The organism is Akkermansia muciniphila (genome assembly GCF_018709685.1).
Lineage (GTDB): Bacteria > Verrucomicrobiota > Verrucomicrobiia > Verrucomicrobiales > Akkermansiaceae > Akkermansia > Akkermansia muciniphila_E.
On sequence record NZ_JABDHQ010000003.1, the window covers coordinates 202,476 to 215,673 of the forward strand.

Here is a 13,198-nt window from a genome sequence, read left to right on the forward strand (position 1 = left end):
AATTCGATGAATTTTCTAATTTCATTCTGTCTGAATAACAGGATTACCGTGATTCTGCTGACGATTGCGCTGGCAATTATCAGCATTTTCGTGGTGAAGAATATTCCTGTGGATGTGTTTCCGGAACTGAAGGTTCCGCGCGTCACCATCCAGACGGAAGCCCCCGGCCTTACCGCGGAGGAAGTGGAGCAGTATATCACCATTCCCATTGAGTCCGCCATGAACGGCACCGCCGGAGTCAAGGGCGTACGCTCCTCTTCCGGCAGCGGGCTTTCCTTCGTATGGGTGGACTTTGACTGGGACAAGGATATCTACCAGGCCCGCCAGATCGTGACGGAACGCCTGGGCGCGGTCCGGGAGTCCCTGCCGGAAGGCACGTCACCGGAGCTGGCGCCCATCGTCTCCGTCACGGGGGAAATCATGCTGATCGCCCTGACGGGGGACAAGGACACCTCCACGCTGGACATGCGGCAATTGGCGGAATACAAGCTGCGCACACGCCTGCTGGCCATCCCCGGAGTAGGACAGGTCACGGTGTTGGGCGGGCGCCTGCCTGAATACCAGGTGGTTTACGATCCCAACAAGCTCAAGCTGGCCGGAGTGGACCTTTCCAGCCTGAAAACGGCCATTGAGGAATCCCAGTCCTCCGTGCCCGCCGGGTATCTGGAGGACGTGGCCGGGCAGGAGCTCCCCATCCAGCAGGATACCCGCACCGCCAACATTGAACAGCTCAACCGCGCCCTGGTTCCGGACCACGCTTCCGGCATCCTGCGGCTTCAGGACGTGGCGGACGTCAAGATAGACGGCGCGCCGCGCCGGGGCGATGCCGGGTTCATGGGGGAAGACGCCGTGGTGCTCTCCGTGCAGAAGGTGCCGGGAGCCAATACGCTGGCTCTGACGAAGGCCGTGGACGCAGCCGTGAAGGAATTTAGCCAAAGCCAGCTTCCCAAGGGCATGAAGCTGCACACCAGCGCCTACCGCCAGGCGGATTTCATTGAAATGTCCCTGGACAACGGCACGGAAACCCTGCTCATTGCGGGGGCGGTGGTCATGATCGTCATCTTCCTGACGCTGCTGAATCTGCGCACGGCCATCATTACGCTGATTTCCATGCCTCTGTCCGTCCTGTTCGGGATGATGATGTTCCCCGTTTTCGGGCTGGCTATCAACATCATGACCCTGGGGGGCCTGGCCGTAGCCGTGGGGGACGTGGTGGACAATGCCATCATCTTTGTGGAAATAGCGTGGCGGCACCTGAACCGGAACGCCGCCCTGCCGGAAGACAAGCGCAAGAGCAAGTATGAGGTGCTGATGAAGGCCAAGGGGGAAATCGTGGGTTCCATTTCCTTCTCTTCCGTCATCATCCTGCTGGTGTTCACGCCGGTGCTCTTTCTGTCCGGGCTGGAAGGCCAGTTCTTCCGCCCCCTGGGCATCTCCTACATGCTGGCCCTGCTCTCCTCCTTGATTGTGGCCGTCACCATCACCCCGGTGCTCTGCTACATGTGGTTCAAGAAGAGCAAAAACGCCGCCACCCTGGAAAGCGGGGACTCCTTCAGCTCCCGCCTCATCAAGCGCATTTATGCGCCCATCCTTGAGCTGTGCATGCGCTTTTCTAAGACGGTCTGCGCCATCATGGCGGCCATCACCCTGCTGGCCCTGTGGCTGGGCTCCACCTTCGGGACGAGCTTCCTGCCCCCGTTCAACGAGGATTGCTATACGGTCTTCGTCAGCACCGTGCCCGGTACGTCCCTGGATGAAACGGAGCGCATTTCCCGAACCGTAATGAAGGATATTGAACACATTCCGGGCGTCCTCAGCGTCACCCAGCGCACGGGACGCGCGGAAAACGACGAACACGCGGAACCCGTCAGCGCCTCCGAACTGCTTGTGCGGGTGGACTTGAAGAAGGACCAGAAAGAGCTGCGCGCCGCCATCAAGAAGTGCATTGACGGCATCCCCGGCACCAGCTCCATGATCGGCTACCCGCTGGCGCACCGCATCAGCTCCGCCCTGTCCGGCTCCAACTCGGAAATCGCCATCAACATTTACGGTACGGAGCTGCCCCAGCTTCGCCTGGCGGCCCAGAAGGCCAAGGAGATTCTGGCGAACATGCCGGAAGTGGCGGACGCGCGCGCCAACCGGGAGATCATGGTGGACACCATCCGCGTGCAGTACAACCAGGAAGCCCTGGCCTCCCACGGCCTGACCATGGCGAATGCCGCGGAACAGGTTTCCACGGCCATGAACGGCCAGAAGCTGGGAGAAGTGATCAAGAACCAGGACCACTGGAACATTGTCCTGCGCATTGACCCGAAGCTGAAGACGTCCATGGAAGACATCAAGAACCTGGAACTGATCTCCCCCAATAAAAAGACCGTTCGCCTGGACGACGTGGCGCAGGTGTACCGGGAGGAGGTTTCCAACCTTATCCTGAGGGACAACACCATGCGGAAGGCCATGATTTCCTGCAACCCCTCCCCCAATTCCAACCTGGGGGACCTGGCGAAGGCCTGCCGGGAACAATTGGACCCCGTGATGAACGCCATGGGCTGCACAGTGGACTATGACGGCACCATCAAGGCGCGGGAATCCGCCTCCGAGCGGCTTTACGTGCTGGGCGCCATCGTCATGGTGCTCATTGTGCTGCTGCTTTCCTCCGCGCTGGGGAGCGTCCGCCGCGCCATGCTGACGCTGGTGAACATTCCGCTGTGCCTGGTGGGCGGCATCGTAGCCGTCTTCCTGGCCTCCCCCGGCACGCTGTCCTCCCTGTTCGGGGACACGTACATTCCGCCCATCCTTTCCGTGGCCTCCATCGTGGGCTTCGTGACGGTCATCGGCTTTGCCATCCGCAGCGGCCTGATCCTGCTCAACAGGTACCGGGCCCTGGAGCACAAGGGGCTGGCACCGGCAGAAGCCATCCGGGAAGGTTCCCTGGAGCGCGTGGTTCCCATCATCATGACCTCCCTGACAACGGTGCTGGGGCTGCTCCCGCTGATCTGGGCCATTGACAAGCCGGGCGGCGAACTGCTCGGCCCGCTGGCCATCGTCCAGTTCGGCGGCCTGGTCTCAGCCACCATCCTGAACCTGCTCATCATTCCGGCCACGGCCAAACTCTTCTCCCGCTGGATTTCCTCCCGGCGGAAAGAACTGGAAGCAACATCCTGATTCCAGCGGCGGAACCGGGGAAAGGACGAGGCCCCGGTTCCGCTTTTTACAATAACAGACGTAACAAGTCCTTGCCTTACGGACGGAGAAGGAGCACACATTGGGTGCTTAAGCTTCACTTTCATGCCCAAACGGAAATCCACCAGAGAGCACCTGCTTAACACGGGAGCCATGATCATCGGAGAATCCGGACTACGCGCTCTCACTGTCCGCGGCCTTTCCCTGCGCGCGGGCACCAATACGGGGAGCTTTGTCTACCACTTCGGCAACCGGGAAGCTTTTCTGACCGAACTGCTGGAACGCTGGTATGAACCGCTGTTTACCGGTGTCAGAACCCACGCGAATATCCATCTTCCGGCTTTTGAAAAGCTGGAGGCCATCCTCGGGGACGTCATGGAGTTCCTGCTGCGCCACGGCCAGTTCATCGCCCATCTGGTGCTGGATGCCCTGGCGGGGGAGCAGGCGGCCATCCGCTTTATATCGGGAATCCATACGCGCCACCCCCTTGTCCTGCTGGAAACCATCAGGGAAGCCCAGCAGGAAGGGTCCGTGCTCCCGGGAGCCCCCATGAACATTCTGATTTACCTGGTTTGCTGCGGAGGAGCCCCTTTCATCCTTTCCGGCCAGCTCCAGGTGCACGACCCGAAGGCCGTCCGCCCGGTGCTGGACCTGCTGGGGACCATGCTCAATGACCCGGAAAGCGCCAGGCAGCGCATGACCTGGGCGCTCCGCGGCATCCGGCAGAGCTGAAACCGCCTGGCAATGCCCACGGCCTTTCCCTACCGGCGCCAATGGGGACGATGGCGCGGCGGCGGAGGAGGGCTGTGGTGGTGATGGTGCGAGTCATAGCGGTACCTGTCCTTGTCCCGGTCATGCTGTACCGCGGCGCCGATGGCGGCTCCTGCGGCCAGCGCGCCCACTCCTATGGCGGCAGCGCCTCCGGGCGTCACGGCGCTGTTCCCGTAACTGTCCGTCGTGCAGGACGGCAGGAGGGAAAGAGCGAGCCCCGCGAGGGGAAGAAGCCAGAGGGATTTGATGGATCTGTTCATGGTCTGAAAAATGTGGTTGGTACCGGCGGCCCGGTTTACATCCAGTAAGCGCGCACGTTCCTCATTTTTTGTTTAAGCATGTCACAACCCCGCAGGAAATTCCGGCATCACCGATCCCCATGCGCGTGAACACTCCCGAGCAGCCTTTCCAGGCTGGAACACCTTGCCCCATAGGCCTGAATACGAACATACGCATGCCGCAAAGAGCAGGCATGCGTATGTGGAAAGCGTTTATTTTCCGGTGTCCCGGAAAAGCGCGCACGGATTATTTTTTCTCCGTGACGGGTTCAATGCGCACGGGGCTCTGAATATCAAACAGGCTCTTGCGCAGCAGATAGCCTCCACGCTGAAGGACGAATGCGCTGGACGGGAACTTTTCCGCAAGTTCACGGTAAAAGGCGCCGGCGGCGGCATTGTCCTTTTTGGCCCGGGCAATATCCCCCAGGCACATGGTGGCGAAGCCGGAGAACGTGGGGTCCCCCGCATCCACCACGGAACGGAACAGGCCTTCCGCCTCATCCGCCTTCCCACGGTTCATCAGGCGGCATGCCAGAGTAACGGAAGCCTGGGCTTTCCATTCTTCCGTGGGAGCGGAATCAATAAAGGACTTCATCCGGGCTACGCCCTCGTCTTCCTTGCCGGCGTTCCACAGGGCAACCGCCTGAAGATAGGTAGCGGTAACGGCGGCGCGGGAATCGTCAAAGTCAGCCACTACCTGCTGAAGCCCCTGTTCATTCAGGGAGATTTCCCCGGTGGCGGGGGATTCCGGCATGGCGGCTACCAGGGCGGCGCCGGCTTTTCTTTCCATGGAATCCTGCATACCGTTGTAAATGATCCAGCCGGCAGCGCCAAGAACGCACAGCAGCACGACCAGGGCAACCTTGCCGTAGTGTTCATCCAAAAATTGTTCATGCTTGGCCGGTCCGACGGAAATTTCCGCAAACGCGCTTCCATCACCCATGGGCATGTTGTCCATAGCCCGTTTAATATCCTTGATATCCATAATATTGTTGAAGAGGTTTCTACCGTGTTGTCCAGGTCAAATCAATCAGCTTTTTACTTATCTTCGCCATGTTCCAGAAGCTGAAGTGAATCCTTCAGGCCCAGGTTCCTGTAGATTTCCCGGGTGGCGCGGCTCTGGTTGAGCGTATAGAAATGAATGCCAGCCACGCCGGAATCCAGCAGCTCCGCGCACTGGCTGGAGGCGTACTGGATACCTACTTCCTGAATGGCGTCCGGATTGGAGCCGGCGCGCTTCAGCGCCTTGAGCAGCCGGGCCGGGAAACACGTGCCACCGGAGAGCTCCGCCATGCGGTTCATGCCGGAGAGGCTGGTCACGGGCATGATGCCGGCCAGAATGGGGGCCTTGATGCCGGCCAGGAGGCAGCGCTCCCGGTAGTCCAGAAAAGCGTGGTTGTCAAAAAACAGCTGGGTGCAGATGTAATCCGCCCCGGCGTCCACCTTCGCTTTCAGGAAGTCCATTTCACGCAGGCGGTTGGGAGTGGCCGGATGACCCTCCGGGAAACCTGCCACGCCTATGGCAAACCCGTCCGGGTCCGGATGGCGTCCGGATTCATTATATTCACGGATAAAAGCCACCAGGTCCGCCGCATGGCGGAAGGCGTCCGCATCACGATTGTAATCCGCCGCGCCGCGCGGAGGGTCCCCCCGCAGGGCCAGAACAGCCCTCACCTCCGCCTGGGCGTACCGGTCCAGGATGTTCCATACTTCATCCCGGCTGTGTCCCACGCAGGTGAGGTGGGGCACCGTGGGAATGCGGGATTCATGCTGGATGCGCAGCACCACCTCGCGGGTAAGTTCCCGGGTGGAACCGCCCGCTCCATACGTTACGCTGACAAAGCTGGGGTGGTATGGCTCCAGTTCACGGATGGTCCGGTACAGGGCCGCCGCGGCCTGCTCGTTTTTAGGCGGGAAGAATTCAAAGGACAGGCTGGGGCCCGCGGCCGACTGCAATCTTTCTCTCAGATGCACTTCTTTTTACTTGGCTTGGCTCTATCCGTATCCGCTTACGGCTCCATGGGAATCATCACCGGCTGGGGTGCGGGAGAGGGGGCGGCGGACGGAGCCGCTCCGGCACCACCTTCTGAAGACATGTTTTCCTGCCAGCTGGCTGGCGGGACAATCACTTCATCCCCCGGCTTGATGGTTTCCTTGTCATTGTTGTCAAAAAGCGTGTTGCGCTTCACATAGGACTGGAACACCTTGCCGTCAGGATCAACCCCGTCGATAATCAGGGATACAAAAATGCTTCCGCGCCTCCGGATGCCCAGTTCCTGCCCCACTTTCAGATCGGGCTGGCCGATGGCCTGGAACAGGACCAGGTTGGCGTCACGGTAGTATTCCGTCACGCGGCCCACCTGCTCCGCATCCTTGATCTCATTGAGCCATTGCAGGCGCGGATCACCCTTTTCAATGCTCCGGCGGTCCAGCAGGGCGCGTTCCTCCTCCGCCATGGCGTGGCGCTTTTTCAAGTCTTCATTTTCCTTCTTCATCCGTTCCAGCTCAGCCGTGGCATGAGCCAGTTCCTCGCTCACCACGGGGTCCGCCACCACCACCGGCTGGGCGGCCGTGCTGGGAACCTGGGTAGGCATGGGCAGATAAGGGGTGGGGCTGGCGGGCGCCGCAGCAGGCGCGGGGGCCAGCTGCTGCTGTTGCTGGATCGCGTCCATTCTTGAGGAAATGTTCACATAGATGATCCCCAGAACGCCCAGGACCACCACCAGGAATGCCAGAATCAGAATGCGGAAGCTGCTCATGTCGTCGAAGGGTAGAGAGATTAATAGGAGTAGTTGAGATAGAACTGGAATTGTCCGCCACGGTCAATGGCGTTGTTCTTCTGGATCGGGATGGCGTAGTCTACCGCCAGGGGGCCGATGGGAAGGTTCAGGCGCAGGCCGATCCCGTAGTCGGAAACGATCTTGGACGCGCTGAAGTCAAAGGAATCTCCGTTAACGAAGCCGATGTCATAGAACACGGCGACGCGCACTTCTTCAATCACGGGAATGGAGTATTCAAACTGGCAGAAGAAGGAGGACCGGCCGCCCATCGTTTCATCACCGCTCAAAGCCGGATTGTACGGAGCCACGTCCCGGAAGCGGAAGCCGCGCATGTTGTACGGACCGCCCAGGTAGAGGCGTTCAAAAATGGGCACGTCATGGTCGCCGTAGGAATCCACGGTGGCGGCGCCGGCATTAATGCTGAAAATGGTGTCTCCGCGCAGGTTCCAGTAATAGGAGCCGTTGATGCCGAAGTTGTAAGTCTTCACATCGCCGCCCAGGCCGGAATAGCCGGCCAGCACCTCAAACTTGCCGCCCTTGCGGGGGAATATCTGCGCGTCACGGGTATCAATGGTGTAGGAAAGTTCCACGTGGCTGCGCAGGTAATCGCCGTCCTGCATCCAGAAGAAGATGGGGGCGTTCCCCTTGGCGTCAATCTGGTACTGTTCCAGGCGGTATTCCAGCTTTACGTAATCCAGTTCGCCGATCGGCTTGCGCAGGGAAACGGCAAAGCCGTAATTCTGCTGGTCGTAATAGTCGGAGAAATACGTGGAGTTGCTGTAGAAGATTTCCGTACCGAAGGCCAGCTTGCGGTGCAGGAACCACGGGTCCACCCAGGAGATGCTGGCGTCCTGCGTTTCAAAACCCACGCGGGTGTTGATGGCGAAGCGCTGGCCGCCCCCCACGAAGGAGGACCAGTCATACATGTCAAAGTTGGACTGGGTGATGCCCGCGAAGAGGTACACGCTTTCAATGGAGGAGAACGCCACGCCGATGTTCAGGGACCCGGTGCGTTTTTCCGCCACTTCAATGTTGATGTCTCGGTAGCCCGGCCGAGTGGACCCCACCTGCGCCACGTCCACCATGTCAAAATAGTTCAGGTTCTGGAGACGCTTCTGGGCCGTATCCAGGTCCACGGAGTTCATGGGATCGTTGGACTGGAGGGGAAGTTCCTGGCGGATCACGTAATCCTTCGTGCGGTTGTTCCCAATCAGGCGGATGTTGCCCACGCGGTAGGGGCTGCCTTCCGTCACATGGTAAACGATGTTGATCTGTCCATAGCCGGTCCTGGGGTCAATGCCCACTTCCTGGATGTCCGGGCGCACGGCGGCGTCCGCATACCCGCGGGAGCCGTAATAGCGGCGGATCATCGTCACATCGTCAGCCACCTTCTGGGCGGAATAGGTATCCCCGTTGTACATGCTCAGACCGGGAATCAGCTCCTGGGCCGTGAACACCTTGGTGGGGCCGAAGGCGACCTGGTTCACCTTGTAGCGGCGGCCTTCAGTAAGGGTGACCTTCATGGTGAGCTTCTGCTCGTTGCCCTTGCCGGCGTCGAAGTACTCCACCTTGTCCAGCTTGACGCGCAGGTAACCCTTGTTGCGGTAGTAGGTCACTACTTCAGCCAGATCGTCCTCCACCTGTTCGCGGTCAATGCGTCCGGATTTGGTAATCCACGTCAGCCAGCCCTTTTCCTTGGTCTTCATCACCTGGCGGAGGTCCTTGGAGCTGATGTGGTCGTTGCCGACAAAGTCAATGTTGATGATGTTGGCTTTCTTGCCTTCGTTGATGTCAAAGACCACGTCCACAAAGCCGGGGCGTTCCGTTTTCTGGTAAAAATAGGATACGCGCACATCCGGATACCGGGCTTCCTGATAATAGGTGCGCAGCTTGGAGATGGCACTGCTGAGCGCCTTGTCGCTGAGGGCTTCCCCCCCTTTCAGGCCGCATTCCTCGGAAAGGTCCCGGTTGTCAAAGGCTGTGTTGCCGCGGAAGCCCACGCCGCCCAGCAGGTTCTGGGCCGCCATTTCAAACACCACGGAGACGCCGTCACCGGAGGGTTCCACGGCCACCGTCGTATTGCCGCCCACCAGGCCGCTTTCCAGCAGGCGTTCCAAATCCTTGTTCACCACTTCCGGGGAATAGCTGGTGCCCGGCTGCGTAGCCAGCAGGTTTTTCAGGCGGTCTTCAGACACGGTCTTGCCGGTACTCCTGTAACGCACGGAAACGCTCTTCACGGGACGGCCTTCATACGCCTGGTCCCCGGACAGAAGCCCCGTTTCCGGGCCCAGTTCCTTCACCACCTGGTCCGGCGTCATCACGGAACCATAGCCGCCTCTGTTAAGGGAAGTCTTATCCTGGGCCAAAGCAGCCGAACATGCCATCAGGGGGAAGGAAACACACAAAAAAACGGGTCGAATCATGAGAGCTGAACTTAATGCTTGGGATATAAAGGACTTTTCCTCCTGCATAGTCAAGACGTGATTCCGCGTAGAACGCAGTTGCCCTGCATTTTTACCTTGCGCGCGCAGGCGCCCGGGAAAGGCAATTGTGTCATTCCTGTGCAATAGCTTGCACTCCATATACCCTCTCATTACATTTACCGCCGCCCGTGTTTTGACCGCTGCTGTCATCCCGGAGCCGAGACAGAACCACTTTCAATTAACACTGACCGTATTATTTATGGAAATCAACGTTGATATTCAACCGGACTGCACAGCCACGCTGAAAGCTTCCATCCCCGCAGAAACCACGGCTGCACGCCGCGCCTCCATTGTGGACTCCTACGCCGGCAAAGCCAAGCTGCCCGGCTTCCGTCCCGGCAAAACGCCCAAGTCCATCATTGAAAAGCGCTTCAAGAAGGAAATTGAGGAAGAATTGCTGGACAACCTTTTTGAAACGGCCTGCTCCGCCGCCCTGGAAGAAAACCCCAAATTGAAAGTGCTTAACTTCGGCAAGCCGGAACAGTCCCTGGATGACAAGGGCAACTACACCGCCACCAGCACGATGACCGTGGTTCCCGAGTTCGAACTGCCGGAGTACAAGGGCATTGAAGTCAAGGTTCCCTCCTCCGAGGTGACGGAAGCGGACGTGGAGGAAGCCCTGAAGTCCCTGGCCGAGCAGATCGCGGAGTTCACTCCCGTGGACCGCGCCGCCAAGAAGGACGACGTGGCGATCATTGATTTCAAAACCACGCTGGAAGACAAGCCCGTGGCGGAAGCCGTCGGCAAGCCCGTAGGCTTCCTGGAAGGCCGTGAAGGCCAGTGGATGAAAGTGGAAGACGATCAGTTCCTGCCCGGCTTCGCCTCCGCCCTGGAAGGCCTGAAAGCCGGCGAAAGCAAGGACATCACCGTCACCATTCCGGATACCTTCCCGATTGAAGACCTGCGCGGCAAGGAACTTGTGTTCCACACTACCGTCAAGGAAGTTCGTGAAAAGGAACTCCCGGCCATGGATGACGCCTTTGCGGAAAAAGTGCTTCCCGGCAAGAACCTGGAAGACCTGAAAACCGCCCTGAAGGAAAACCTGGCCCAGCGCAAGACTGCGCAGATTGACGAAGCGAAGGCTGACCAGATCACGGAAAAGCTGGCGGACCTGCTGAACTTCAACCTGCCGGAAGCCGTCGTGGAACGCGAAGTGTACGGCATCCTTCAGCAAAAGATGCAGCAGGCCATGTACAGCGGAAACGCCCCGGCGGACATGGACAAGTTTGTGGAAGAGGCCCGTGAAGAAGCCAGAAAGGAAGCCAAGCGCAATCTCAAGGTATTCTTCATGCTTCAGGAAGTGGCCCAGGTGGAAAAAATCGCCGTCACGGAAATGGAACTTTACAATGAAGTGGCACGCCAGGCGCGCCAGCAGAAAAAGAACCTCAAGTCCTACATCCGCGAACTCCAGCGCGAAGGCCGCGTGCATGGCATCAGAATGAGCCTGCTGACAGCCAAGGTACTGGACTTCCTGACAAAAGAAGCCAAAGTAACGGTAGACGAGCAATAACCCTCCTCTGCACAAGACACCTTACCAGGGGGAGTTGGCGCGCACATGCCCGACTCCCCCGTTTTGTATCCGGCAGGCGGGGAAAATACATTGAACAAGACAACACCAGCATCTTTAACAACACTATGTTTCAAGACCAATCTTCCAAATCAGGCCCCATGAACGCCTACTACGTCCCCATGGTGGTGGAGCAGGACGGCCGCGGCGAACGCGCCTTTGACATCTACTCCCGCCTCCTGAAGGACCGCGTCATCTTCATCGGCTCCGCCATTGACGATGATGTGGCGAACTCCGTCATCGCCCAGCTTCTGTTCCTCCAGATGGCCGATCCGAAAAAGGACATTCATGTCTACATCAACTCCCCCGGCGGCTCCGTCACGGCGGGCTTGGCGATTTACGACACGATGCAGTTCGTTTCCTGCGACGTGAACACGTACTGCCTGGGCATCGCCGCTTCCATGGGCTCCGTCCTGCTGGCCGCGGGCACGCCCGGCAAGCGGTTCTGCCTGCCGAACTCCCATGTGATGATCCACCAGGTTTCCGGCGGCGCCCAGGGCACCGCCTCCGACGTGGAACGCACCATCGGCTTCATGTTCAACCTCAAAAAGCGCCTCAACGGCATTCTGGCCAAGCACACCGGAAAAACGGAAAAGCAGATTGAAAAGGATGCCGACCGCGACAACTACATGACCGCTGAGGAAGCCGCCGCCTACGGCCTGGTGGACAAGGTGCTGACCCATCATTCCGAGAGCCAGGACGACAAAAAGAAGGGCAAGGCCTAAGCCTCCCCCGGCGTATTTCTCTCTACCTGCAAAACCATGTCCGGTTCCAGCCCCCATATTCCTGCCTGTTCCTGCTGCGGCAAGCCCGGGAACAAGGTGGACAAGCTCATCCAGATTGCGGAAGACTTCTACATCTGCAACAATTGCGTTGAAATTTGCGTCAACATGATTGTGAAGGATACCGGCCTTCCGCTGGCAACCCGTTTCATCCAGGGCATCCTGAACATGGAGCCCTCCGCCTATGCCATGTGCCAGGCGGAGGCCCGCAAGGCCGCGGCCGCGGACATGCTCAAGGACACCGCCGGCGGGACAGCCGCCTACGAAGGCCCGCTGCCCACGCCGGAAGAAATGTGCGCCACGCTCAACCAGTACGTCATTGGCCAGGATTACGCCAAAAAAGTGCTCTCCGTAGCCGTGTACAACCACTACATGCGCCTGCGCCAGAGCGCCGTGATGCTGGAAGACGAATCCCTGGACGACGTGGAAATTGAAAAATCCAACATTCTGCTGGCCGGCCCCACCGGCTCCGGAAAAACCCTGCTGGCAAAAACGCTGGCAAAAATGCTCAACGTCCCCTTCTGCATTGTGGACGCCACCACGCTGACGGAAGCCGGCTACGTGGGGGAAGACGTGGAAAACATCATCCTGCGCCTTCTCCAGGCCGCCAACTTTGACGTGGCCAAGGCGGAACAGGGCATCATCTATGTGGATGAAATCGACAAAATAGGCCGCAAGACCCAGAACGTCTCCGTCACGCGGGACGTCTCCGGGGAAGGCGTGCAGCAGGCCCTGCTGAAAATCATTGAAGGCACCATCTGCAACGTTCCGCCCACCGGGGGCCGCAAGCACCCGCAGCAGGAATACATCCGCGTCAACACGGAAAAAATCCTCTTCATCGTGGGGGGGGCCTTCGTCGGACTGGAAGACATCATCCGCAAGCGTCTCGGCTCCGCCCAGATGGGCTTTGGCGCTATCACGGAACAGCGCGACCGCAAGGAATACTCGGAAGAGGAAATCCTGGCCCAGGCCATGCCGGAAGACCTCTTCTCCTTCGGCATGATTCCGGAACTGGTGGGGCGCCTGCCTATCTTCTGCCCGCTTGCCAAGCTGGATGAAGGCCAGCTTGTGCGCCTGCTTACGGAACCCAAAAACGCCCTGGTCAAGCAATACTCCAAGCTGCTCGCCATGTACGGCACCAGGCTGGACGTGAAACCGGACGCCCTGAAAGCCATGGCCGCGGAAGCCATGGAACGCGGCACCGGCGCCCGCGCCCTGCGTTCCATCTTTGAAACCCTCATGCTGGACGTCATGTACAAGGTGCCCAGCATGGATGATGCGGACTCCGTCACCATCACCAGGGAAACGGTTACTGACAAAAAACCGGCGCAAATCCGCCAGGCCTCCTAACTCC

10 protein-coding genes are annotated in these 13,198 nt (G+C 59.2%); 5 read left to right on the forward strand and 5 right to left on the reverse strand.

Going from position 1 to position 13,198, the window contains the following annotated elements; genetic code table 11:
- Nucleotides 1-6: 6 nt before the first annotated feature.
- A complete protein-coding gene (locus tag HHJ06_RS03580; protein WP_215427657.1) occupies nucleotides 7-3,165 on the forward strand; it encodes an efflux RND transporter permease subunit in 3,159 nt (1,052 codons plus the stop codon).
- Between the two features lie 123 nt (nucleotides 3,166-3,288).
- A complete protein-coding gene (locus HHJ06_RS03585) occupies nucleotides 3,289-3,915 on the forward strand; it encodes a TetR/AcrR family transcriptional regulator (RefSeq protein WP_215427659.1) in 627 nt (208 codons plus the stop codon).
- A gap of 29 nt (nucleotides 3,916-3,944) precedes the next feature.
- Here the strand turns inward: HHJ06_RS03585 and HHJ06_RS03590 are convergent, their stop codons facing one another.
- The 5 genes from HHJ06_RS03590 to bamA all read right to left on the reverse strand — a co-directional run bounded on the left by HHJ06_RS03590 (nucleotide 3,945) and on the right by bamA (nucleotide 9,330).
- Complete coding sequence (locus HHJ06_RS03590) at nucleotides 3,945-4,214, reverse strand: hypothetical protein (RefSeq protein ID WP_215427661.1); 270 nt, start codon at nucleotides 4,212-4,214, stop codon at nucleotides 3,945-3,947.
- A gap of 265 nt (nucleotides 4,215-4,479) precedes the next feature.
- Complete coding sequence (locus HHJ06_RS03595) at nucleotides 4,480-5,217, reverse strand: tetratricopeptide repeat protein (RefSeq protein ID WP_215427663.1); 738 nt, start codon at nucleotides 5,215-5,217, stop codon at nucleotides 4,480-4,482.
- A 53-nt stretch (nucleotides 5,218-5,270) separates the two neighbouring features.
- On the reverse strand, nucleotides 5,271-6,206 hold the full coding sequence (gene metF, locus HHJ06_RS03600) for a methylenetetrahydrofolate reductase [NAD(P)H] (protein WP_215427665.1): 936 nt from the start codon (nucleotides 6,204-6,206) through the stop codon (nucleotides 5,271-5,273).
- Between the two features lie 35 nt (nucleotides 6,207-6,241).
- Nucleotides 6,242-6,991: a hypothetical protein gene (locus tag HHJ06_RS03605; RefSeq protein WP_215427667.1), complete on the reverse strand. Its 750-nt coding sequence runs from the start codon at nucleotides 6,989-6,991 to the stop codon at nucleotides 6,242-6,244.
- A gap of 20 nt (nucleotides 6,992-7,011) precedes the next feature.
- Nucleotides 7,012-9,330: an outer membrane protein assembly factor BamA gene (bamA, locus tag HHJ06_RS03610; RefSeq protein WP_251841402.1), complete on the reverse strand. Its 2,319-nt coding sequence runs from the start codon at nucleotides 9,328-9,330 to the stop codon at nucleotides 7,012-7,014.
- A 364-nt stretch (nucleotides 9,331-9,694) separates the two neighbouring features.
- Between bamA and tig the strand changes: the two genes are divergently transcribed.
- The 3 genes from tig to clpX all read left to right on the forward strand — a co-directional run bounded on the left by tig (nucleotide 9,695) and on the right by clpX (nucleotide 13,194).
- A complete protein-coding gene (gene tig, locus HHJ06_RS03615) occupies nucleotides 9,695-11,005 on the forward strand; it encodes a trigger factor (RefSeq protein WP_215427671.1) in 1,311 nt (436 codons plus the stop codon).
- 125 nt (nucleotides 11,006-11,130) lie between these two features.
- On the forward strand, nucleotides 11,131-11,787 hold the full coding sequence (locus HHJ06_RS03620) for an ATP-dependent Clp protease proteolytic subunit (RefSeq protein WP_286010582.1): 657 nt from the start codon (nucleotides 11,131-11,133) through the stop codon (nucleotides 11,785-11,787).
- 36 nt (nucleotides 11,788-11,823) lie between these two features.
- Nucleotides 11,824-13,194: an ATP-dependent Clp protease ATP-binding subunit ClpX gene (gene clpX, locus HHJ06_RS03625; RefSeq protein WP_215427673.1), complete on the forward strand. Its 1,371-nt coding sequence runs from the start codon at nucleotides 11,824-11,826 to the stop codon at nucleotides 13,192-13,194.
- Nucleotides 13,195-13,198: the final 4 nt, after the last annotated feature.

Bases quoted from the DNA above. Each gene is read 5' to 3' on its own strand.
- HHJ06_RS03595 (WP_215427663.1), bottom strand. From the start codon at position 5,217: ATGGATATCAAGGATATTAAACGGGCTATGGACAACATGCCCATGGGT.
- clpX (WP_215427673.1), top strand. From the start codon at position 11,824: ATGTCCGGTTCCAGCCCCCATATTCCTGCCTGTTCCTGCTGCGGCAAG.
- HHJ06_RS03620 (WP_286010582.1), top strand. From the start codon at position 11,131: ATGTTTCAAGACCAATCTTCCAAATCAGGCCCCATGAACGCCTACTAC.
- HHJ06_RS03590 (WP_215427661.1), bottom strand. From the start codon at position 4,214: ATGAACAGATCCATCAAATCCCTCTGGCTTCTTCCCCTCGCGGGGCTC.
- HHJ06_RS03605 (WP_215427667.1), bottom strand. From the start codon at position 6,991: ATGAGCAGCTTCCGCATTCTGATTCTGGCATTCCTGGTGGTGGTCCTG.
- bamA (WP_251841402.1), bottom strand. From the start codon at position 9,330: ATGACGCCGGACCAGGTGGTGAAGGAACTGGGCCCGGAAACGGGGCTT.
- tig (WP_215427671.1), top strand. From the start codon at position 9,695: ATGGAAATCAACGTTGATATTCAACCGGACTGCACAGCCACGCTGAAA.
- HHJ06_RS03580 (WP_215427657.1), top strand. From the start codon at position 7: ATGAATTTTCTAATTTCATTCTGTCTGAATAACAGGATTACCGTGATT.
- HHJ06_RS03585 (WP_215427659.1), top strand. From the start codon at position 3,289: ATGCCCAAACGGAAATCCACCAGAGAGCACCTGCTTAACACGGGAGCC.